Origin of the sequence: Paenibacillus sp. FSL K6-2441 (genome assembly GCF_037964765.1) — a bacterium.
Classification (GTDB): Bacteria; Bacillota; Bacilli; order Paenibacillales; family Paenibacillaceae; genus Fontibacillus; species Fontibacillus phoenicis.
The window spans coordinates 4,504,107-4,524,734 of record NZ_CP150174.1 but is presented as its reverse complement, the minus strand read 5'-3'; the positions used below and the strand labels follow the sequence as shown (position 1 = coordinate 4,524,734).

The 20,628-nt window shown below is 51.2% G+C and carries 19 protein-coding genes and 1 pseudogene; 16 read left to right on the top strand and 4 right to left on the bottom strand.

Annotated features, from left to right (window positions below):
• The first annotated feature begins 89 nt into the window (after positions 1-89).
• Together NSQ80_RS20895 and NSQ80_RS20890 are read left to right on the top strand one after the other, a co-directional pair.
• Positions 90-1,040 carry an SMI1/KNR4 family protein gene (locus NSQ80_RS20895; RefSeq protein ID WP_339300722.1) on the top strand — a complete coding sequence of 317 codons (951 nt, stop codon included), beginning with the start codon at positions 90-92 and terminating at the stop codon, positions 1,038-1,040.
• 342 nt (positions 1,041-1,382) lie between these two features.
• Positions 1,383-1,874: a pyridoxamine 5'-phosphate oxidase family protein gene (locus tag NSQ80_RS20890; RefSeq protein WP_009223445.1), complete on the top strand. Its 492-nt coding sequence runs from the start codon at positions 1,383-1,385 to the stop codon at positions 1,872-1,874.
• A 91-nt stretch (positions 1,875-1,965) separates the two neighbouring features.
• On the opposite strand, the gene NSQ80_RS20885 is transcribed toward NSQ80_RS20890, so the two are convergent.
• Positions 1,966-4,200, bottom strand: coding sequence for a bifunctional 2',3'-cyclic-nucleotide 2'-phosphodiesterase/3'-nucleotidase (locus NSQ80_RS20885; protein ID WP_339300720.1), 2,235 nt, complete (start codon positions 4,198-4,200; stop codon positions 1,966-1,968).
• A 463-nt stretch (positions 4,201-4,663) separates the two neighbouring features.
• On the opposite strand from NSQ80_RS20885, the gene NSQ80_RS20880 reads away from it, so the two are divergent.
• On the top strand, positions 4,664-5,074 hold the full coding sequence (locus NSQ80_RS20880) for a hypothetical protein (RefSeq protein WP_339300718.1): 411 nt from the start codon (positions 4,664-4,666) through the stop codon (positions 5,072-5,074).
• A 657-nt stretch (positions 5,075-5,731) separates the two neighbouring features.
• On the opposite strand, the gene NSQ80_RS20875 is transcribed toward NSQ80_RS20880, so the two are convergent.
• Positions 5,732-7,180: an MDR family MFS transporter gene (locus NSQ80_RS20875; protein WP_339302199.1), complete on the bottom strand. Its 1,449-nt coding sequence runs from the start codon at positions 7,178-7,180 to the stop codon at positions 5,732-5,734.
• A 227-nt stretch (positions 7,181-7,407) separates the two neighbouring features.
• Here NSQ80_RS20875 and NSQ80_RS20870 point away from each other — a divergent pair, with 227 nt between their 5' ends.
• The 5 genes from NSQ80_RS20870 (at position 7,408) to NSQ80_RS20850 (ending at position 11,065) form a co-directional block, all read left to right on the top strand.
• A complete protein-coding gene (locus NSQ80_RS20870) occupies positions 7,408-7,977 on the top strand; it encodes a TetR/AcrR family transcriptional regulator (RefSeq protein ID WP_339300716.1) in 570 nt (189 codons plus the stop codon).
• A 60-nt stretch (positions 7,978-8,037) separates the two neighbouring features.
• A complete protein-coding gene (locus NSQ80_RS20865) occupies positions 8,038-8,859 on the top strand; it encodes a sugar phosphate isomerase/epimerase (protein WP_339300715.1) in 822 nt (273 codons plus the stop codon).
• A complete protein-coding gene (locus tag NSQ80_RS20860; RefSeq protein WP_323078229.1) occupies positions 8,856-9,650 on the top strand; it encodes an AAC(3) family N-acetyltransferase in 795 nt (264 codons plus the stop codon). The genes NSQ80_RS20865 and NSQ80_RS20860 overlap by 4 nt, the downstream gene beginning before the upstream one ends.
• A gap of 20 nt (positions 9,651-9,670) precedes the next feature.
• On the top strand, positions 9,671-10,588 hold the full coding sequence (gene hprK / locus NSQ80_RS20855) for an HPr(Ser) kinase/phosphatase (protein ID WP_260070448.1): 918 nt from the start codon (positions 9,671-9,673) through the stop codon (positions 10,586-10,588).
• A 66-nt stretch (positions 10,589-10,654) separates the two neighbouring features.
• Positions 10,655-11,065, top strand: coding sequence for a hypothetical protein (locus tag NSQ80_RS20850; protein WP_339300713.1), 411 nt, complete (start codon positions 10,655-10,657; stop codon positions 11,063-11,065).
• A 75-nt stretch (positions 11,066-11,140) separates the two neighbouring features.
• Here the strand turns inward: NSQ80_RS20850 and NSQ80_RS20845 are convergent.
• A pseudogene (locus tag NSQ80_RS20845) lies at positions 11,141-11,335 on the bottom strand (LacI family DNA-binding transcriptional regulator); the annotation flags it as partial.
• A gap of 235 nt (positions 11,336-11,570) precedes the next feature.
• Here NSQ80_RS20845 and NSQ80_RS20840 point away from each other — a divergent pair.
• From NSQ80_RS20840 to rbsB, 6 genes are read left to right on the top strand one after another with little or no spacing between them, the layout of a single operon-like run.
• Positions 11,571-12,557 carry a LacI family DNA-binding transcriptional regulator gene (locus NSQ80_RS20840; protein ID WP_339300711.1) on the top strand — a complete coding sequence of 329 codons (987 nt, stop codon included), beginning with the start codon at positions 11,571-11,573 and terminating at the stop codon, positions 12,555-12,557.
• Positions 12,558-12,594: 37 nt separating this feature from the next.
• Positions 12,595-13,533, top strand: coding sequence for a ribokinase (gene rbsK, locus NSQ80_RS20835; RefSeq protein WP_339300710.1), 939 nt, complete (start codon positions 12,595-12,597; stop codon positions 13,531-13,533).
• A gap of 3 nt (positions 13,534-13,536) precedes the next feature.
• Positions 13,537-13,932, top strand: a complete 396-nt coding sequence (rbsD, locus tag NSQ80_RS20830; RefSeq protein WP_016314443.1) for a D-ribose pyranase — start codon at positions 13,537-13,539, stop codon at positions 13,930-13,932.
• Between the two features lie 16 nt (positions 13,933-13,948).
• Entirely contained in the window at positions 13,949-15,457 is a 1,509-nt protein-coding gene (locus tag NSQ80_RS20825) for a sugar ABC transporter ATP-binding protein (RefSeq protein ID WP_009223459.1), read from the top strand.
• On the top strand, positions 15,447-16,406 hold the full coding sequence (gene rbsC / locus NSQ80_RS20820; RefSeq protein ID WP_009223460.1) for a ribose ABC transporter permease: 960 nt from the start codon (positions 15,447-15,449) through the stop codon (positions 16,404-16,406). The genes NSQ80_RS20825 and rbsC overlap by 11 nt, the downstream gene beginning before the upstream one ends.
• A gap of 34 nt (positions 16,407-16,440) precedes the next feature.
• Positions 16,441-17,391, top strand: coding sequence for a ribose ABC transporter substrate-binding protein RbsB (gene rbsB / locus NSQ80_RS20815; protein ID WP_009223461.1), 951 nt, complete (start codon positions 16,441-16,443; stop codon positions 17,389-17,391).
• Positions 17,392-17,962: 571 nt separating this feature from the next.
• Here the strand turns inward: rbsB and NSQ80_RS20810 are convergent.
• Positions 17,963-18,124 (bottom strand): hypothetical protein, encoded by a 162-nt coding sequence (locus tag NSQ80_RS20810; protein ID WP_244268369.1) that lies wholly within the window; start codon positions 18,122-18,124, stop codon positions 17,963-17,965.
• A gap of 544 nt (positions 18,125-18,668) precedes the next feature.
• On the opposite strand from NSQ80_RS20810, the gene NSQ80_RS20805 reads away from it, so the two are divergent.
• Together NSQ80_RS20805 and NSQ80_RS20800 are read left to right on the top strand one after the other, a co-directional pair.
• Complete coding sequence (locus NSQ80_RS20805) at positions 18,669-19,328, top strand: type 1 glutamine amidotransferase domain-containing protein (protein WP_009223464.1); 660 nt, start codon at positions 18,669-18,671, stop codon at positions 19,326-19,328.
• 73 nt (positions 19,329-19,401) lie between these two features.
• On the top strand, positions 19,402-20,613 hold the full coding sequence (locus NSQ80_RS20800) for an MFS transporter (RefSeq protein ID WP_339300707.1): 1,212 nt from the start codon (positions 19,402-19,404) through the stop codon (positions 20,611-20,613).
• Positions 20,614-20,628 lie beyond the last annotated feature (15 nt).

Sequence of the window (20,628 nt, the reverse complement as noted above, 5' to 3'; positions counted from 1 at the left end):
ACATTTCAACTCCGATGGGCTTCGCTGGTGATGCATGTCCCGGGAATGGTATAATTTTCTTATGGACAATGCGCTTGGGAGGCCAATCAATGAGAGAAGAGCTATTGGAACAGCTGGAAACGTGGCATGAAGAGGATGAATACGAAAAGATCGTTCAAGCGGTCATGGACGTGCCGGAGGAAGAAAGAGATTATCAGCTGATCAGCCATTTGGGGCGTGCGCTGAATAATCTGGAACGGTACGAAGAGGCGGTTGAGCAATTCCTGAAGATTGCTGATGAGGGTCAGGATGACCCGTTGTGGCATTATCGGATCGGCTTGGCGTATTACTATTTGGATCGGTATGACGAAGCGCGGATCGCGTTTGAGACGGCAGATCGGTTGGAGCCGGGAGACGAGGATACGTTGGAGTTCTTGAGTTGGATCGAAGAGAAGACAGCTGCAGGCGAGGCTGGGGACGAGGAAGCAACATCGGAGTCGTCTGCGTCTGAAGCGGCGGAAGCTAAGGGTTCGGAGGGCGAGCAAATCGCGGCGGAACCGGTCGTTTTCGAAGGGGATTTTGACGCGGAGGGCTTCTGGGACGATGACAATCCTGCGGCAGAGAAGTACGTCTCGGCGCCACCTACAGATGCGCTGGTCGAGTCTGTGGAGGAGTCACTTGTTTTCCGGTTGCCGGCTTTTTATGTGAACCTGATGAAAGTGCATAATGGTGGAATCCCTCGGAACCGATACTTCCGGACTCAAACCGGCGAGACCATCGAGATTCTGGGAATCATGGGCATCGGACGGGAAAAACCGCACTCCCTGTGCGGGGCAGCCGGAAGCCGTGCCACGATCGAGCGGGAAGGATATCCCGAATTCGGTGTGGTCCTCTGCGATACGCCGTCTGACACCGGGGTCGTGATGCTTGATTATCGGGAATCCACCAACGTTGGCGAGCCGGAGGTGGTTTACGTTGAGAAGGCCAGCAAGAAGGCCACTCCTCTCGCGCCGAACTTCGAGGCGTTCGTACGGGGATTGACGGGCGGAACGCAAGAGTAAAAATGTTATTCGTGTATGTAATCCGGACAGAGGTGTTGTCAGGGGGATTTTTTGGGATGGGCAACTGAGCTAACGGACTCCAGAGACGTTAAATGTCCTTGCAGGGGATGTTCGCAGCTCTAACGGACTCACGGGGCGTTATTAGCCAAAGATGAACTCGAATGATGAGAAAAAGAGCCCAATAAGGTACTTGGAGTCCGTTACAACGGGAAATTCTCGGGAAATGGATAAATAGCGCCAATGAGGTCCGTTAGCTCGGGAGCGTGATTAGCGGTTATTTTTAGAAGTTCTGTTCAATCTAACAACAGGTAAGAAAAAATAACCTAAACGGAGTGAACAGACATGACAGTGACAAATAACCAGACGGCGCACCAAGAAGCGGTGGAGACGGTGCGGAAATTGATCAAGGGCATCGACATCGCGATGCTGACCACGGTGACGAAGGAAGGGCTGGTGGCGCGTCCGATGAAAACCCAGGAAGTCGAATTTGACGGGGATCTGTGGTTCCTCACCAAAGAGGAGACGGATAAATACAGCCAGCTGAAGGATCATCCTCATGTGAACGTGTCGTACGTTGGGGATTCCTACGTATCGGTACGCGGGACGGCGGAGGTGGTCAACGACCGGGAGAAGATTAAGCAGTTTTGGAACGCCGCCTATGCCAAGTTCCTACATACGACCAGCGACGATCCGAATCTAGTCCTGATCAAAGTGAAGGCTGAAGCGGCGGAATATTGGGAAACCGGCAATCTCGTCAAAGTGATCAAGCGCATGTTCTCCCAGCTGACGGGCAAGGAAACGGAAGCGGAGCTGAACAAGACGGTGAAATTGTAGGTGTGCGCACCTATCAAGAAAAGCCGCCTCTCGGCGGGTCGGATGACGACCTACAGGAGGCGGCTTTTGCTTTTGGTTTAAACCGCTGTTCTTATTTCTTCACCGGAATCAAAATCTTCTGTCCAATCCGGATCAAGTGCGGATTCTTCAGTTTGTTGTACTTGGCCAGTGCTTGCCACGTCGTGCCGTGCTCCAGTGCAATGTGGTACAACGTGTCACCCTTCTTCACGATGTGGACGATGTCCTTCTCAGTTGCAGGAGCAGGTTCAGGCTTCGGCGTAGGGGCCGGTGTTGGTGCAGGTGCAGGTTCCGGTGTCGGTTCTGGCGTTGGCGTTGGTTCCGGAGTCGGGTTCACCGACTCCGCGGCCGAGCTCAGCTTGAACTTGGCATAGCCGTCTTCCGTATTAGTTACATACTCCAGGTTGCCGGCCTTCGCAGCGGCTTCCTTAGCGGCTGGCGAAGTTTCGAACGTCACGTTGGCGTTACCGAACGGAGCGAGCGACCAGTTGCCGTCTGCCGTCGGGTTGATCGTGCCGTTCTCACGGATGTAGTCGATGATGACTTGGCGGTTCTCATCCGGCGAAGCCAGGATGATGCGCTTGCCGTCCGGGTTCGCAAATTTGCTGGACGACGCGCGATAGTTGTTGCTGGCGACAACGAATTTTTGCTCAGGATCAATCGGCTTGCCGTTATAGGACAGATTCACGATCCGGCTGGCTTTTTCATTGACCAAGTTGCCTTTCGCATCGTATTTCGCCGGTTGCGTCACGTCGATTTGATACGTTACGCCGTCGATCACATCATAGTTATACGTAGGGAAATCGTAGTTCACCAATTCTTGCTCTTCCGTTTTGTTCGGATCGATTTGGTTGAACTGTCCGGCGGACCATTCGAGCCATTCCTTAATCTCGGCGCCGGTTACCAGCACAGCGTTTACTGTGTTGGAGTACAGGTACAGGTCGGCTACGTTCTTAATCGCGATATCCCCGGCAGGAATATCCGTATAGTAGTTCGCGCCTTGACGTCCGCCGGCTTTAAATGGAGCGCCTGCCGACAGTACGGGCAATCCTTCGTATTCCGTGCCTTGCAGATGCCTCTCGACGTACCATTTTTGCGCGTTGGTCACGATTTGGATGGAAGGATCGTCCTGAATCAGGGCGAACCAGCTGTTAATTGGAGCCGTTGTCTTGCCCACCGGGCCGCGGATGTATTCCAGGGTAGCCTCGTGGTCCTCTTTAATCGCGTCCCAGATCGTTGGGTCGGCATCTACCAGCGGCTTCTTATTCTCCGTATCGTAAATCGGCTTCACATCGACTTTGGAATTCTTCACCGTCCAAGTATCACCGGATTTCTCCAGCGTCAGGTCGATGATCCCCAAGTTGTTGCCCCAATATCCCGGTTCTACGGCAGGAACACCGTTGATCGTCCCTTTGGCCAGGTCGACGCCGGTTTTGCCTTCGAAGGAAGCGTCCGGGAACACCTTATGCGCGTGACCGAACAGGATCGCGTCGATGCCTTCCACCTTGCTCAGGTAGAGGACGGAATTCTCCATCAGCGGGGTTTGCGGAATGTCCTCGAAGCCGGAGTGCGGTACCGCGATGATGAGGTCTGCGCCTGCTTTTTTCATCTCAGGAACGAATTTCTTTGCAGTTTCTACGATATCCTTCGTGATAACTTTCCCTTCAAGATTCGCCTTGTCCCAAGACAAAATTTGCGGCGGCACGAAGCCGATCACGCCAACCTTCAGCGTGTGCTTCGCTCCGGTGCTGTCGGTCACCTCTTTATCGAGGATGATGTACGGAGTGAAGACATTTTTGTCGTTCGAAGGGTCTTGATCTTTGTCATCAAAATAGATGTTGGCGTTGACATAAGGGAAATCCGAGCCTGCTACCGCCGTCTTCAGGAAATCCAGACCGTAGTTGAACTCGTGGTTGCCGAAGTTGCCGACATCATAACCAAGCAAATTCATCGCTTTGTAAACCGGATGGGTCTCGCCCTCTTGCAGCTTGTCTACCGTCGCGACATAGTCGCCCAGCGGATTCCCTTGAATCAGGTCACCGTTGTCGATCAGCAAGCTGTTCTTCGCTTCCGCACGCGCTTGCTTGATCAGCGTGGCGGTCTTGGCCAAGCCGTACTCATCGGTAGGCTTATCCGCAAAATAGTCGTAGTTCACGATGTTCACATGGAGGTCGGTCGTCTCCATAATGCGGAGTTCTACGGTTGCTGCACTGCTCGTGTCTGCTGCAGACGCCGTGAATGGCAGGGCTGCCAGGCTGGCCGCAAGCAAGGATGCAAGGATAAATTTAGGACTGCGGGATTTGATCAAGTTCACTCCTCCTTAAATTTTTGAGTATTGCCTAACATGTGATGCAATAATTTTGTACTGAGATAATAGTTCAAATTGTCTTATTTATTTTATATGATTTGGAAGAGTATGTCATTTGGAGTTTTTTATTTCATGCATGAGGTTAATAGATTGTAATGGAGGAACAGAAACGTAATAATTAACCAACCAACTCATCAATTTCTACAGATCGCTATGATTCACTCTCAATCTTTTACAACTTTCTCCATTTATTTTCTCTTCTGCCACTATACTTGAAATCGTTTCTGATGTCTCTCAATCCTTTCTTTTGTCGAGCAAGCAATTAAAGAGTTAATTTTAGTAAAAGTTAGCTTGTATATAGATTATATGTAAAAATAACACAATTGCGGTTGACGTGAAAATGAGTTTAATGGTAATATTTAGGCGAAATCATTATTAACAAAAATGGGATATAATGAGAATTATGTTCAAAAAAGGAGCAATATTTTTATTATCTATCGTGCTATTGTTTACATCTTTAGGAGCTGCAAATGCTAGCGATGATCAATTTTCTAAAAAGAGTGATGTAAGTAACAATGCAAGCTTACAGACAGTTTCTGTTCGTGATATTGTACCAGGATTTAAGAGAGTAACATCGAAAAAACTTAGCGATATGAAGTTTGAAAACGGAGCGATTATTGTTAATAGTTTTGATGAATATGCAGCATTACTACAGTATTACGCTGATTTGGAAAAAATGTATAATAATTTGAATATTCTTAATTCCGTTTCTCCAACCGCTACATACACCGATTATTCCGAACAAACAATTTGGGGAGACGGATTAGGTGGGGGGAACAAACCTTTCCTGGATTGTAGGTATTGTACAATTTGAAAGACATGACAAGTCTGGTGATTATAAAATAGTTAAGTGACTGATACCGATAGTGTATTACATGGATTCCATCCAGGGAATTCCTGGGAAAACAGCGACGCTAGAACAACTTATGGTATCAACTCTGGCGGACTCTCAGGATGGGCCTGGATTAGAGGAGATAGAACCCTCTCAATAATTTGGGAAGGTGTTGGTGATGTTCTTACAAAAGCAGAAGCATATTATATGACTTTCAGCTAAGAATTTCATTCCATCACAAGCTACCACCTTGTCTGAAGGTGGTAGCTTGATATTATACAACGAAAGGAATCTATATATGAATGCTAATAATGAACATAAAGACGTTGAACAACGTTTAAATGATTTAGAGAAGCGAATGGATTCTCATGACAAGAAGTGGAAGTTAATAAAAAAGGTAATAACTATTATCATCTCTATTTGGTTATTACTATTTTTAATTGGTGTAATTCAATTTATAAGTGGTGGGTCATAACCTTTTAGAACGGAGATACCATGATATATCATTTGTCACGGAAACTTTATTCCCCCCTTATTTAGGGGGGCTTCTTTTTCTCATTTACAAGCTAACTGCACATTGTAGCTTATAATCAGTCTTACGTCAGGAGGTCCTCTCTGACTTTATCCAAAATGTTCCCCTTAAGATTCTTTCATGGACGGTTGTACGTTTTCTTGCCTTCCTCGGGTTCCCTTCAGCTTTGCTTCGCCTCGGCGATTTGGCATGAAGATCGTCACCGCCAGGATCACGATGCTCAGGATTCCCATGCAAAGATAAGCGTCGTTGGTTCCTAGAATGGTCGACATCTCTTTCAGCTGTGCCTTAGACAAGGTTTGACCGGAATGCATCAGCTCGGCGGCATGACTTTTGGTTCGCGTGGTATAAATGGTGACCACCAAGGCTGTTCCGATCGCACCGGCGACCTGACGGACCGTATTCGTTACGGCCGAACCGTGGGCATTTAGCTGCTTCGGCAGAGCGTTGAGTCCCGCGGTATTCAGCGGCATCGTTAAGAAGCTCAAGCCGATGCGCAGTACAATCGTACGGAATACCAGGTACGTATACGACGTTGTTTCCGTTAAATGCGTAACGCCCCAAATCGCCGGAATCGTAAACAACAGCCCGATAATCGCAATCGGCTTGACCCCGAATTTATCCAGCAAACGTCCGGAAACCGGCGACAATAACGCATTAATTAAAGCCCCTGGCAGCAGCAGCAAGCCGGTGTCCAGCACCGAGAAGCTCCGACTGGTCTGCAAGTAAATCGGCAACAGGATCATATCCGCATACATCACCATTATAATCATAATGCTGATGATCGTGGTGACGGAGTACATCTTTTCCTTAAATACTCGCAAATCCATCAGCGGTGTGGACGAAGTAAACTGCCTCCAGCAGAACATGAACAGGAAAATACCGCCGACAATCAGACACGCCAGCACTTCGGCACTCCCCCAGCCTTTATTTCCTGCATTGCTGAAGCCAAAAAGAAGACCGCCGAACCCCAACGTCGAGTAAATGATGCTGACAAGGTCCAGCTTAGGTTTCGAGGTCTCCGAGACATTCACCATGTATTTCATCGCTAACGGAATGACGATGGTAACCAGCGGCAGCATCCCGATAAAAATCCACCGCCAGGAAAAATGCTCGATCACCAAGCCGGCCAAAGTCGGGCCAATCGCCGGGGCTACGATCATGGCGAGACCGATGAGTCCCATCGCTGCGCCGCGCCCTTCCTTCGGGAAGATCACCATCACGACCATCATCAACAGCGGCATGATAATGCCCGCCCCTGCGGCTTGAATCAACCGCCCCGTTAATAGAAACGGAAAGCTGGGAGCGACGGCGCTAATGAACGTTCCGGCGAGCAGCAAGAGCATGGAGCTAATGAACAACTGCCTGGTCGTGAATCGTTGCATCAGAAAAGCTGTAATCGGCACGAGGATCCCGTTCACCAGCATGAAGCCGGTAATCAGCCATTGCACGGTCGTGGCCGAAATGGCGAATTCCTTCATTAAGTCGGGCAAGGCGACATTCAGGATCGTTTGGTTCAAGATCGATAAGAACGAGCCCAAGAGCAGGACGGGCATCAGGATTTTTTTATTCACATTTGGTGTTGCGGTGTTCACGGTGTTGCTCCTTTCACAAAGGGGAATTCATTGACGGGTAGTCAAGTAATTGATATTCTGTCGATAAAAAATACTACCACGCAACGATTCAAAAGACCATTTACACATTCCGCCGAAGTGTAGACTAATCAACAGTTGACCGGGTCTGTGTTGAATAATTTGCAGATGATCGTCAAAGGAGAAACGAAATGTCGAGCAATAAGGAGGGCAAGGTGGACCCCCGCGTCATTCGGACCAAGCGAATGTTCCGGGAGGCGTTGATCGCATTGCTGCAAGAGAACACCGATCTGCGCAAAGTCACCGTGCAAGGCTTGGCCGATCGGGCGGGGTTAAACCGCGCTACGTTTTACTTGCATTATCGCGATGTGGAGGATTTGCTGGAGCAGCTGACGAAGGAAGTGTTAGACGAGTTGGCCCGGAGAATTCACCCGCTCACCGAGGGCGGTCCGACGAAGGACAACAATCCGCTCGTTTCCTTTCTGGAGGAGATTTATGAGAACGCGGCGTTATTCCAAGTGCTGCTCGAAAATAAAGAGTTCCGCCATCAACTGTTCGAGATCATGATGAACATCGTATCGACGCGGCGGGAGCGCAGGAAGCCGGCAGATCCCTCCAAGCAAGTTCCGATAGAGATCATTGCCGCATCGACGCTGGGGATCGTCACCTGGTGGATTGAGGAAGGTACCCCTTATAGTCCGAGCTATCTAGCGAACCAAATCAATCAATTGTATCGAAGAAGCAGTCCATCGAAGGCCTGAGGGTCATGTTGAGCGTGCTCTATCGTTAACCTTTTGTATGGGAAAAAGGAGGAGAGGCAAGTGTCGGCAGGGATTTTGGCGCATTTGTTGGGGAAGCAGCCTTTTCGGGAGCTGGCGGAGAAGGTGGCCGCCTATGAATTTCCTTATGTGCAGTTGGCGTTGTCCAAAGCCATTTCGGACGTGGATTGCTCGCTGGGCAAATTAAGCCCGGGCTTGGCTTCTGAGATCGGCGGCGCGTTTGCGGACCACCGTGTGCGGATCGCCGTGCTGGGCTGTTATGCCAGCCTGATCGACTTGGATGAGGAGAGCTACCGGCACAATGTGGACCGGTTCAAGGAGCATCTGCGCCATGCGCGGCATTTTGGTGCGCCGATCGTGGCGACGGAGGTTGGCAAGCCGGCGGACCCGGAACGATTGCCGGAGTATTGGGAGCGCCTGAACCGCGCATTGGAGGAGCTGGTCGATGAAGCCCAACGCTGGGGCGTCACCATCGGCCTTGAAGCGGCCCAAGGGCACTTGATCGACTCGCCGGAGACGATGGCGCAAACGCTGGAACGCTTCCCCTCCTCCTGTGTGGGCGTCGTTCTCGACCCATGCAATTTGATGAATGCCGCTAACTTCGACCGCCAGGACGAAGTGATCCAGACGGCCTTCGATCTGCTGGGCTCGTGCATCGTCAGCGCCCATGCCAAGGATCTGCGACGCGGCGCAAACGGCGAATTGATAGAAACCGCCGCAGGACTAGGGGAGCTGAACTACCCGCTGTTTTGGAGGCTGCTGGAGCAGCATAAGCCCCTTAGCTTCGTGACACTGGAGGCGGTGACGGAGGAGCAGTGTGCTGAAGCAGCAAGGTTTGTACGAGAGGGGAGGGGCCAAGGATGAGGCATACGAAAGAGAGTTTAATCCGCCAACTGGAGGCCCTAGGGTTGGACAGTGCAGGAACCGTGCTAGTCCATTCCTCCATGAAAAGCCTAGGTGAGGTAGAGGGCGGCGCAGATACAGTTTTGGATGCGTTTTCAGAGTATATGTCGCAGGGGCTGCTGGTGTTCCCCACGCATACTTGGTCATATATCAATAAGGATCGCCCCCGATTTGAGGTGGAGCATTCGCCGGTGTGCGTTGGCATTCTGCCGGAGCTGTTCCGCAAGAGACCCGGCGTCATCCGGTCGTGGCATCCCACCCATTCGGTCGCCGCGTTAGGATGGGACGCTAAGGCGTTTACGGCGGAGGATCATCTGTTTGATACGCCTTGTGCCCGAGGATCCTCGTGGGGGAAGCTGCTCGACCGCAAAGCGACAATTCTGCTCGTTGGGGTCGATTTGAGACGGAATACCTTCATCCATGGGGTCGAGGAGTGGGTGGATATCCCGGGAAGACTCACGGACGATCACGAAATGTTGTACACAATCACGCCGGACGGTGCAGAAATTCCGGTCCCTTCCCGCAGACATTGCGGGTTGCCTTGGTCGGAGCATTTTTGGAAGGTGGAAGAAGTGCTTGAGCATCGAGGTGCCTTGCGCAAGGGGAAATTGGGAGATGCCGTGGTACGGGTCTGCGATGCGGCCGGCGTGGCGGAAGTGATTACGGAAATGTTGAAGGAGGAGCCGGATTTGTTCTCCGATAACGAACCGCTTAAAGATCCGGGACGCTGGATGGGAGGCCGGTCGGAATGAACCGGAAGGAGGAGAATCAGATGAAGACGATTACCGTACAGAAGCTGGTGGACACGTTTAAATTGGAAGTGCTCGCAGGGGCGGAACGGATGGATCGGGAGATTACTCGTCCTCGGACGCATCGGCCGGGGCTGGAGTTCGTGGGATATTTCGATTTTTTTCCAATGAATCGGGTGCAGGTGTTGGGCCGTAAGGAGATCAACTACCTCTTGACGTTAAGCGTGGAGGAACGCAAGCTGCGGATCGGGAACATCGTGAAATATCACCCTCCGTGCTTTATCGTGACGTCCGGGCAGCAGGAGATTCCATATTTAGAGCTGTACTGCGAGGAGGAAGGCATTCCGTTGCTGCGTACGGAAGAGACAGCGACGGAGTTTATCGCCAAGCTGGACAGTTATTTGGTTAAGGCGCTGGCTCCGGAGATCTCGATCCATGGGGTGTGCGTGAACGTCTCGGGGATCGGCATCCTGCTACGCGGCAAGTCCGGCATCGGCAAGAGCGAAACAGCGCATACCCTGATTCGCAGAGGGCACCGTTTGGTCGCAGACGATATTGTCGTGTTAAAAAAATTAAGCCCAACCACGCTGCTCGGAACCCATAACGAAACGACCCGCGAATTCCTGGCTCTACGCAGCATCGGGCTGATCAACGTGGTACGGCAGTATGGACGTCGGGCTTTTCAGGATGAGACACGGATTGTCTTGGATATCGAGCTGGTGCCGTGGCAGGAACATGCCCTCAACAACGAACTGGAGACGGTGCCGCAGTGTACGGAATACTTAGGGGTCCAAATCCCGCACATCGAAATCCAGCTCCAACCCGGCCGGGATGTCGCCGGCCTGATCGAGGCCGCTGCGAACAACTGGTACCTGAAGCAGCTCGGCTACAGCGCTGTGGATGAGTTTATGAAACGGATCGAGGAGGAGATGGGGTCGTAGGGGCTGCTGGCGAGCTCCTATGATCCCAACGAACCCAATGGTGAGTGAGGGAGGTTCAACGCAAAGATGATGTGGAAAGTGAATGGAGTTAGCGTGCTGTATGCTTTTTCCCTATTTGTTCAAGTGGAGCTTCTGATGAATGTGTATCGGCTTGAAAGAGTTACCGGAATCGCCCATATGGATCGTTATGTACCTGTGGCGGTGTTCCTGCTCATTGTTCTGTTCTCCATCCTCGCTTATGTTCTGACGAAGTTCCAGCGAAGCCCGGGGAAACGAAAATACCTGGCAACGATCTTGTGGATTCCTTATTTCCTGCTATTCATCAAAGGGTTTGCCTCCGCCTATCCGATCACCGATCCCCAAGAGGTGCCGCTTCCGGGGATGGGGTTGGTCATGATCGCTGCGTGTGGATTGTATCCGTTTTATATTGCGGGTTTGACGTTGTGTGCGGATCTTAGAGCAAGAGAGGTCTGGTAGTGTTTGGCGAGGTTTAGTATTAAGCAGTAAGAAATGGGTTCAGAGGTTCACAATTTTGGGGGATTTTGTCTCTCTGAAGAGGACGATCGTATAGGACCTTTTCATCACCAGGCTTTTGGCGCTGTAATTGGGAATATAGTTTAGTTCGGCGGCGATTTTTTCAATCCACTTACGAGTCTCTTTTTTGATCAGCGGGTTTCCGTTCAGCGCTCTTGATACGGTGGTATGCGAGACGCCGGCGACCCGCGCGATATCTTTAATAGTAACCATGGCACCTCGCTAAAAACGAAGATTACAACCTGCTGTTTGTGGATTCGACAAGCCGGGTTGCTTTGTTTTCGCCGGCATGGTATATTTACAGCAAGAAATGTGGTACCGTTACCACATTCAAATAACAAATCTTAATTCTATATGTATAAATTTTCCGTAATATGTTATTTAAATTTATGTGGTACCGATACCATGTTTAGCGGCGGGAGGGATTGTTATCGCAACGATTCGTGATGTGGCCAAATTGGCCGGCGTGTCCGTCTCGACCGTATCGCGTTATTTGAACAAAAGCGGTTATGTCAACGCGGAAACGCAGCGGTCGATCAAAGCCGCGATCGAGAAGCTCGATTATGCGCCGAATCAGGTGGCGCGGGGGCTGGCCGGAAAGAAGACGAAGACGATTGCGCTCATTTTGCCGGATATTTCGAACCTGTTTTTCTCGGATCTGGCCCGAGCGGTGGAGGACGTCGCCGCCACTTACGGATATACGGTGATTTTGGGCAATTCGGACGATCAGGGGGATAAGGAAAGACGATATATCGAAACGCTCAAGAAGAAATATATCGACGGCTTTATTTTCGCTTCCCAGACGTTCGGACCCGGCGATGCGGAAATGCTGACCAAGCTCGGCATTCCTTACGTTTGCCTGGACCGCGGCCCGTCGGAGCAAAGCTCCAGCGTCGTCCGATCAAAAAACAAAGAAGGCGCGGCGATGGCGGTTCGGCATCTGCTTGAGATCGGCTGCCGGAAAATCGCCCATATCTACGGCCCGCAGCATTTGATCACCGGAAAGGAGCGGCTGATCGGCTTTGAAGAGGAGGTGCAGCGGTTTAATTGGTACACGCCGACCTTGCTTGAAGAAGGCGACTTTCGGATTCGCGGCGGGATGAACGCGACCGAGCGGCTGATGCGGCGTCACCCTGATATCGACGGCATTTTTGCCGGCAACGATCTGATGGCGATCGGCGCATTGAAAGCGCTTAACCGCATGGGCATCAAAGTTGGCAAGCAGGTGGCGCTGTGCGGCTTCGACGGCATCCAGACGACGGAAATTACGGTGCCCGAGCTGACGACGATCGCGCAGCCGATTTATGAAATGGGCGCGCTGATTTCGCGCCTGCTGATCAAGAAGATCGAAGGCACGCTGGAGGAGGATCGGCTTTACGAGCTTGACGTGAAGCTGATCGCCAGAGACTCGACGTTGGCGTTTGATCCTAAATAAGATAAAGATACCCAATTTTCAGGAAGGATAGAGTGCGATGAATAAACCGAAAGTGGCGGTCATTGGCAGCTTGAATATGGATATTGTGGTGGAAACGCGCCGGCATCCGCAGGTTGGGGAAACGCTGCTTGGCGAACAGATTCGCTTCATCCCCGGGGGGAAAGGAGCGAACCAGGCGGTTGCGGCGGCGCGGCTTGGCGCGGAGACGGCGATGATCGGCGCGGTTGGCGAGGACGCTTTTGGCCGGGAACTGCTCGAAGCTCTGCGGCAGGATGGCGTTGACATCAGCGGCGTGAAGCGCCTGCCCGGCTGCACGACGGGCGTAGCTTCGATTTATGTCGCGGAAGGAGACAACAGCATCGTGGTTGTGCCCGGCGCAAACTACCGGGTGAGCCCGGAGGACATCGATGAGAACGAAGACAAGCTTCGCCGTGCGGATATCGTGCTGCTGCAGCTTGAAATTCCGGTGGACACCGTCTTCTACGCGGCGCAGAAAGCGAAGTCGTTCGGCAAGACGGTCGTGCTGAATCCCGCGCCCGCGCAGCCTTTGCCGCCGGAATTATTCGGCTATGTCGACTACGTTACGCCAAACCGTACGGAGCTAAGCCGTTACACCGGTATGGATGCGGACGGGACAAAGCTTGCGGCGGCGATGCGGCGTATGAAAGAGATGGAAGCTAAGCACATTATTACGACGCTTGGAGCGGACGGTTCCGCTTATTTGACGGAGGACGGCGAGGTGCGAACCGTCCCGGGCCATCAGGTTAAGGTGGTGGATACGACGGGAGCGGGTGACTGCTACAATGCCGGTTTGGCCGTATCGCTCGCTAAGGGACGGAGCTTGCGCGAAGCGGTTGAATATGCGGCGCTCGTATCCGCGCTCGCCGTTACGAAATTCGGCGCTCAGGCGGGCATGCCTTCCGAAGCGGAAGCGGAGCGGTTCGCCGCAAAGCTGAAAAACAAGACAGGAGAATGAGCGATGAAAAAAATCGGAATCATCAACAGCGAATTGTCAAGAGTCATCAGCGAACTCGGCCATACGGACACCATCGTCATTGCCGATTGCGGGCTGCCGATTCCTCCCGGCGTAAGACGGATCGATCTGGCGCTGAAGCGCGGGGTGCCCGGATATGTGGAGACGCTGGAGACGATTTTGGAGGAAATGCAGGTGGAGCGGTACACGGTCGCCGCTGAAATGAAGGAGGCCAGCCCGGAATTGTACGAAAAGACGGCGCTTCTGCTTGAAGGGGCGGCCGAAGGCAACGTAACGCACGAGCGGTTCAAGCAGTTGACCCGCGAGGCCAAAGCGGTCGTTCGTACCGGCGAATGTACGCCGTACGCCAACGTAATTTTGCACGCGGGAGTCATTTTTTAGGATGGGGGGGCTATAGATGAATACGCCGCTTTTGGAGATGGAAGGAATCGACAAAAGCTTTTCCGGCGTAAAAGTGCTGGAGCAGGTGAAATTTACGCTTGAAGCCGGCGAAGTGCACGCCTTGATGGGGGAAAATGGCGCTGGAAAATCGACCCTGATGAAAATATTAAACGGCATCTATACGAAAGACAGCGGAACGGTGCGGGTTAAGGGCAAGGAGCGGTCCATTTTGTCGCCGTCGGCCGCGCAGGAGCTTGGCATCGTGATGATTCACCAGGAGCTGAATCTGATCCCGCATTTGACGGTGATGGAAAATATTTTTCTCGGACGGGAATTTACGCTTGGCCCCACCCGGCTGATCGATTGGCGCAAAATGAAGCGGGAGTCGGCCCGGTATTTGTCGCAGCTTGGGCTGATGATTCCTCCGGAGGCCATAGTCGGAGAATTGTCTGTTGGCCAGCAGCAGATGGTCGAAATCGCCAAGGCCCTGTCGATGAATACGGAAATTTTGGTGCTGGACGAACCGACGGCTGCGCTGACGAACCGGGAAATTGAAGGGCTGTTTCAGGTGATCGCTTCCTTGAAGCGGCAAGGGGTTGGGATGATCTACATCTCGCACCGGATGGAGGAGATTTTTCAGATTTGCGACCGGATTACGGTGATGCGGGACGGCCGCTATGTCGGAACGGAGAAGGTGGCCGAGACGAACATGGATCAAATCGTCAAAATGATGGTTGGCCGGGAAATCAAGGACCGTTTCCCTAAAGCGCACATCGATTTTGGCGAAGAGAAGCTTAGGGTGGAGAACCTCTCGCAAAAAGGTGTGTTGCACGACATCTCCTTTTCCGTCCGGGCTGGTGAAATTGTTGGCATCGCCGGCCTGATGGGAGCGGGACGCACGGAACTGGCCAAAGCGTTGTTCGGGGTATCGCCCATCGACGGCGGAACGATTGCCATCAACGGCAAGAAGGTGCAAATCCGCAAGCCGAGCGATGCGATCCGGGCCGGATTGGCGCTAGTGACGGAGGACCGGAAAGACGAAGGGCTGCTTCTTGCAATGAGCGTCCGCGACAACTTGTCGATGACCAATTTGACAGCGGTTTCAAACGGCGGATTTCTCAGTGAGGCCAAGGAACGGGAACTGGCGGATACGATGATTCAGCGGCTTCGCATCAAAACGTCAAGCGGCGCGCAGGCGGTCGGCTCGCTTAGCGGAGGCAATCAGCAAAAGGTTGTCATCGGCAAGTGGTTGGCGACGAATCCGCAGGTGCTCATTTTGGATGAGCCAACAAGAGGCGTGGACATCGGCGCGAAAAAGGAAATTTACGATCTGATGAACAAGCTTGCGGCCGAGGGCGTCGCGATTGTGATGATTTCGTCCGAGCTTCCGGAAATTCTGGGCATGAGCGACAGAATTCTGGTCATGCATGAAGGAAAGCTGACGGGGCATTTTACGAGAGAAGAGGCAACGCAGGAAAAAATTATGATCTGTGCCACAGGGGGAGGAGAACAATATGCTAGCTAAAACGCCGGGCGCCCAAACGTTGAAACGGTTCAACTTGCAAGGGATCGGGCCGCTTATCGGGCTGGCGCTCATCATGATCGCGCTGTCGATTTTTGCCGACAATTTTTTGACGGTCAACAACTTGCTTAACGTGCTTCGCCAGGTCTCGATCAACGCTCTGATTGCGTTCGGGATGACCTTTGTTATTCTGACCGGCGGCATCGACCTATCGGTCGGCTCCATTTTCGCTCTATCCAGTGCGCTTACGGCGGGGCTTATGGCCGGCGGAATGAACACCTGGCTGGCCGTGGCCGTCGGGATTGCCTCCGGAGCGGCTATGGGCGCGGTCAACGGGCTTATCGTGGCGAAAGGACGGCTGGCTCCGTTTATCGTCACGCTGGCTACGATGACGATTTACCGCGGACTTACGCTCGTTTACACCGACGGGAAGCCGATTACCGGCTTAAACAAAGATTTTGCTCTGCTTGGAAAAGGGTACTTTCTGCAAATACCGACACCGATTATTTGGATGGTTCTCGCGTTTGCAGTGGTATACATCATTCTGAAACATACCACTTTCGGCCGGCGCGTATACGCGGTCGGAAGCAATGAGGAGGCGACATGGCTATCGGGGATTAGCACATCCAAAGTCAAATTGCTGGTCTACTCGATCAGCGGCCTGCTGGCATCGATCAGCGGCCTCATCCTCACCTCGCGGTTGAACTCCGCGCAGCCGACGGCAGGCGTCTCTTATGAGCTGGACGCCATCGCGGCGGTCGTGCTTGGTGGAACGAGCTTGTCGGGCGGCAAAGGCTGGATCGTCGGGACATTGATCGGCGCCGTCATTATCGGCGTGCTGAACAACGGTCTGAACTTGCTTAACGTATCGTCGTTCTATCAACAAGTCGTAAAAGGGGCTGTCATTCTGATCGCGGTGCTTCTCGACCGTTCGAAAACAAGAACAGCGTAAAAGCGCAAAATTAAACGAAAAGGAGCCTGGAAAAATGAAAAAGTATGGTATCGTATGGCCGCTAACGCTTGCTTTGTTTCTCTTGCTTGCCGCATGCACGACAGGGAATGAAGGCGGGACGGCAGGCAACGCCGGGAATGCCGCCGGCAAGGGGGATAACGGTGGCAAAGTGAAAATCGGTTTGTCGATCTCCACGCAAAACAATCCGTTTTTCGTCACTTTGAAGGAAGGCGCGGAGAAAGCGGCTCAGGCCGCCGGCGCGGAACTGATCGTCGTCGATGCGCAAGACGACACCTCGAAACAAATCAGCGGCATCGAAGATTTGATTCAGCAACAAGTGGATGTGATCCTCATTAATCCTACCGATAGCGACGCCGTCGTGACGGCGGTAGAATCAGCCAACAACGCCAATATTCCGGTCATTACGGTAGACCGGGCGGCAAACGGCGGTACCGTCGTATCGCACATCGCTTCCGACAACGTAGCGGGCGGCAAAATGGCCGGGGAGTTCATTCTTGAAAAACTCGGCGGCAAAGGGAACATCGTTGAACTGCAAGGCATTGCCGGCACATCGGCAGCGCGGGATCGCGGCGAAGGTTTCCACAGCGCCGTGGACGGCAAAGACGGCGTGAAAGTCGTCGCTTCGCAGCCGGCCGATTTTGACCGGGCCAAAGGGCTGACGGTTATGGAAAATATTTTGCAAAGCAACAGCGACGTTCAGGCGGTATTCGCCCACAACGACGAAATGGCGCTCGGGGCGCTGCAGGCGATTGAAGCCGCAGGCAAAAAAGACATTATCGTCGTCGGTTTCGACGCCACGGACGACGCGGTAAGCGCCGTGAATAGCGGCACGATGGCGGCTACGGTAGCGCAAAAGCCGGAATTGATCGGCCAGAAGGCGATCGAAACGGCGATGAAAGTGGCCGCAGGCGAGCAGGTAGAAAGCTCGATTCCGGTCGAGCTGGAGCTTGTGACTAAGCAATAACGCGGAAGCCGCCGCTGGCGAATGGGTGAAAGAGATCGCCCCAAGCCCCGAGCTGCGCAAATAGTTTAACCATCAGCCGGAGCGGTTTGCCGATTTTAGCAAAAGCTATATTATAAAAACATTTCGTCTGGGGGAAGGTTCACCCTGCAAACGTTCGTGATTGTAAAATTCAATATAATCAGCGAGGTTTGTTTTGAACTAAGAAAAGAATGGACAGGCTTGCGCCCCAATGCGGGTCATGTGAATGAATAACGCTTGAACTGTGGTTGCCCCCATTCTTTTCTATCCTTATCTAATTGTGAACACGAACCAACGTCAGGAAACGGTGCGATTTGTGTGCAACGGGCGGTTTGTGAGGTAAGGGTGGACGAGCTATATGGAGCCTGAATCAGCCGGTCCGAGGGGGCCGGTTTTCTGCTTCTTCTGGATTCGGAGTCTTGAATGTTGCCGTTTTAGTGAAAAAATATGAATACCTCATCAGGACAAGATAAATACTCCTGAATATGAAGAGCAGAGCAAATCTTGGATTGAAAAGAGAATGTTCTACTTATCGGATTGATCGGTTCTTGTTCTACTGAATAATGTCATTAAATATGGAAATCAACATTTCTGGCAGCGTGTCGGCAAACAATTCTTTTAGGGCAGACTGAACATCCGCCATTGTTTTTAAATCGTTGTCTTTAATGAAGGCTTTCACTTGATCTCTGCTGAACTTTGGGGCCACTGTGTTCATCCTTTCCATCCAACCTTTCTCAATCGATAAATAATCGAGCGGTTTTCTGAATTTCAGAGATTAAGGCTGGTTTGTTGGCATAGGATGGCATGGACGGCGTCCTCCGCGTCAGTTTTTATATTTACATTTAGCTTGTCCAATGATAAACATTTCTCCTTTTAAGAAAATAAAGCGCTCCGAGGTTAAAGATAAGGGCGACTACCGCTTGAGTCACCATGCAGCCTTGGAGTGAGAGGTTCGGGTTGGCTCGATTCCACTGCATCAGATACAAAAATCCCTGACCGGTGCCTGTGGTAAACATGCCTTCAAGTTAGGGAATCCGCCGATATCCTGCTCACAGCGTGCCCACTGCCTATCGATTGGCGGGCCCTTATCTTGTAATTGGGCGCATGATACTTTACGTCCTCGTTTTGAATTCTCTTTACTCCGGTTTATCTATAATTTTATTTATGGATATATAGCATTAATCTAATTTGTTTTATTAGTTATTGAACCGTAGAATAATTCCTGTAGTCAGTCAACGCTTATAAAAGGAGGAAGCCAAGTGAATAAAAAGATATTGATTGTTGTCACTAACCATTCAGATATCCATGAAGGAAGAAAAACTGGAATTTGGTTGTCCGAATTCGCTGAAGCTTATCAAGAATTTATTCAGCAGGGCTACCAGGTTACAGTAGCAAGCCCGCTTGGAGGGCGGAGTCCAGTCGATCCAAACAGCGTGAATGAGGAAACTCCAAGAGAAATTTTGGAATCTGCAAAGCAACTTGAAAACACAGTTCCTATCCATGCTGTAACTGTTAGTGACTTTGATGCTATCTTCCTGCCGGGTGGTCATGGAACGATGTATGACTTGCCGGAAAATCAACATCTTCACGAATTGATCCGTGACTTTTATGAAGCAGGGAAAATAGTTGCTGCAGTGTGTCACGGCCCCGCAGGACTTACGGGAGTCAGACTATCGAATGGACTGCCCCTTGTGGCGGGCAAACGGGTAAATGCTTTTACTAATGGGGAAGAGGCCCAAACCGGCTTAGACAACGTTCTTCCTTTTCTTCTGGAGAGCAGGCTTCGTGAATTGGGAGCTATTTTTCGTGCAGCACCGAACTGGACATCCCATCATGAAGTTGATGGAAATTTGATTACTGGTCAAAATCCTCAGTCTACTCTGGCTGTAACTAAAGCCGTCATTGAAAAATTAGGATAAAGGAATGGGGCTGCTATTTTGAAATAGTGGCCTCATGCATTCTTTGTTGCCATAATAAAAGGGGGTTATTTATTTGGAGGCAGTAGAAATTGAAAATAAATCAGCAAGTAAAAGTCCGATATTGGCGTTACTTGCGCTAACAATAGGGGCATTTGCGATTGGGATGACTGAATTTATTATTATGGGTTTACTTCCTGAAGTGGCGGAAAGCTTGAAGGTTTCCATCCCTTTAACAGGGTTGCTGATTACCGGTTATGCACTAGGTGTGGCTTTTGGAGCTCCCATCATTACTATTGCGACTCATCGAATGAAGCGAAAGCAGTTGCTTCTGTTTCTTATGATTCTATTCATAGCAGGTAATTTATTGGCTGCCCTCGCACCAAACTATGGAGTTTTAATGATAGCTCGGATCGTGGCTGCGTTAACTCATGGATCCTTTTTTGGTGTTGGATCCATTATTGCAGCCGGGCTGGTTCCTAAGGAAAAACGGGCTGGAGCGATTGCCATCATGTTTACCGGTCTAACCCTTGCAAATATTTTGGGTGTCCCTATCGGTACATTTATCGGCCAAGCCTATGGATGGAGATCCACTTTTTGGACGATTACTGTAATAGGCCTCATCGCTTTGATAGGAATTGCTGTACTTGTTCCCAAAGTTGAAGCAACTTCATCAAGTCTAAAGCAGGAGCTTGGTGTGCTGCGTCGACCAGCAGTTTACGTGGCTCTTTTAATGACGACGTTTGGTTTCGGAGGAGTCTTTACAGCGTTCACATATATTTCACCGATTTTAACTGATATTACCAAGTTCCCGACAAATTTCATTTCTTATATCCTGGTGTTGTTCGGGGTCGGCATCACGCTTGGAAATATTATTGGGGGAAAATTAGCTGACCGCAAATTAATGCCGTCACTCCTCGGGATACTCGTTGTGTTGGCCATAGTTTTGGCGGTATTTTCAATTACGGATCAGTATAAAGTACCTGCATTGATTACTATTTTTATACTGGGAATAGCCGCTTTTGGAACCGTACCAGGATTACAACTTCATATGCTGAATACGGCCAAGGAAGCACCAACGCTAGCGTCGACGCTAAATATAGCCGCTTTTAACCTAGGAAATGCGCTTGGTGCGTATATCGGAGGTGTGGTTATTGATTTACAATTTGGGGGAGGCCTAGTAGCTGTTCCATGGGTCGCTTCGATCGTTACAGTCGCAGGCATCTTATTTACTCTTTGGGGTGCTCAACAACAAAAGAGGCTTACTAGGCCCCAAATTTTCGGGTAAGCTTTGCTTACCCCT

Bases quoted from the DNA above. Each gene is read 5' to 3' on its own strand.
- rbsB (WP_009223461.1), top strand. From the start codon at position 16,441: ATGAAAAAGTATGGTATCGTATGGCCGCTAACGCTTGCTTTGTTTCTC.
- rbsD (WP_016314443.1), top strand. From the start codon at position 13,537: ATGAAAAAAATCGGAATCATCAACAGCGAATTGTCAAGAGTCATCAGC.
- NSQ80_RS20875 (WP_339302199.1), bottom strand. From the start codon at position 7,180: ATGCCCGTCCTGCTCTTGGGCTCGTTCTTATCGATCTTGAACCAAACG.
- rbsC (WP_009223460.1), top strand. From the start codon at position 15,447: ATGCTAGCTAAAACGCCGGGCGCCCAAACGTTGAAACGGTTCAACTTG.
- NSQ80_RS20825 (WP_009223459.1), top strand. From the start codon at position 13,949: ATGAATACGCCGCTTTTGGAGATGGAAGGAATCGACAAAAGCTTTTCC.
- NSQ80_RS20895 (WP_339300722.1), top strand. From the start codon at position 90: ATGAGAGAAGAGCTATTGGAACAGCTGGAAACGTGGCATGAAGAGGAT.
- NSQ80_RS20860 (WP_323078229.1), top strand. From the start codon at position 8,856: ATGAGGCATACGAAAGAGAGTTTAATCCGCCAACTGGAGGCCCTAGGG.
- NSQ80_RS20850 (WP_339300713.1), top strand. From the start codon at position 10,655: ATGATGTGGAAAGTGAATGGAGTTAGCGTGCTGTATGCTTTTTCCCTA.
- NSQ80_RS20870 (WP_339300716.1), top strand. From the start codon at position 7,408: ATGTCGAGCAATAAGGAGGGCAAGGTGGACCCCCGCGTCATTCGGACC.
- NSQ80_RS20890 (WP_009223445.1), top strand. From the start codon at position 1,383: ATGACAGTGACAAATAACCAGACGGCGCACCAAGAAGCGGTGGAGACG.
- NSQ80_RS20810 (WP_244268369.1), bottom strand. From the start codon at position 18,124: ATGAACACAGTGGCCCCAAAGTTCAGCAGAGATCAAGTGAAAGCCTTC.
- hprK (WP_260070448.1), top strand. From the start codon at position 9,671: ATGAAGACGATTACCGTACAGAAGCTGGTGGACACGTTTAAATTGGAA.
- rbsK (WP_339300710.1), top strand. From the start codon at position 12,595: ATGAATAAACCGAAAGTGGCGGTCATTGGCAGCTTGAATATGGATATT.
- NSQ80_RS20880 (WP_339300718.1), top strand. From the start codon at position 4,664: ATGTTCAAAAAAGGAGCAATATTTTTATTATCTATCGTGCTATTGTTT.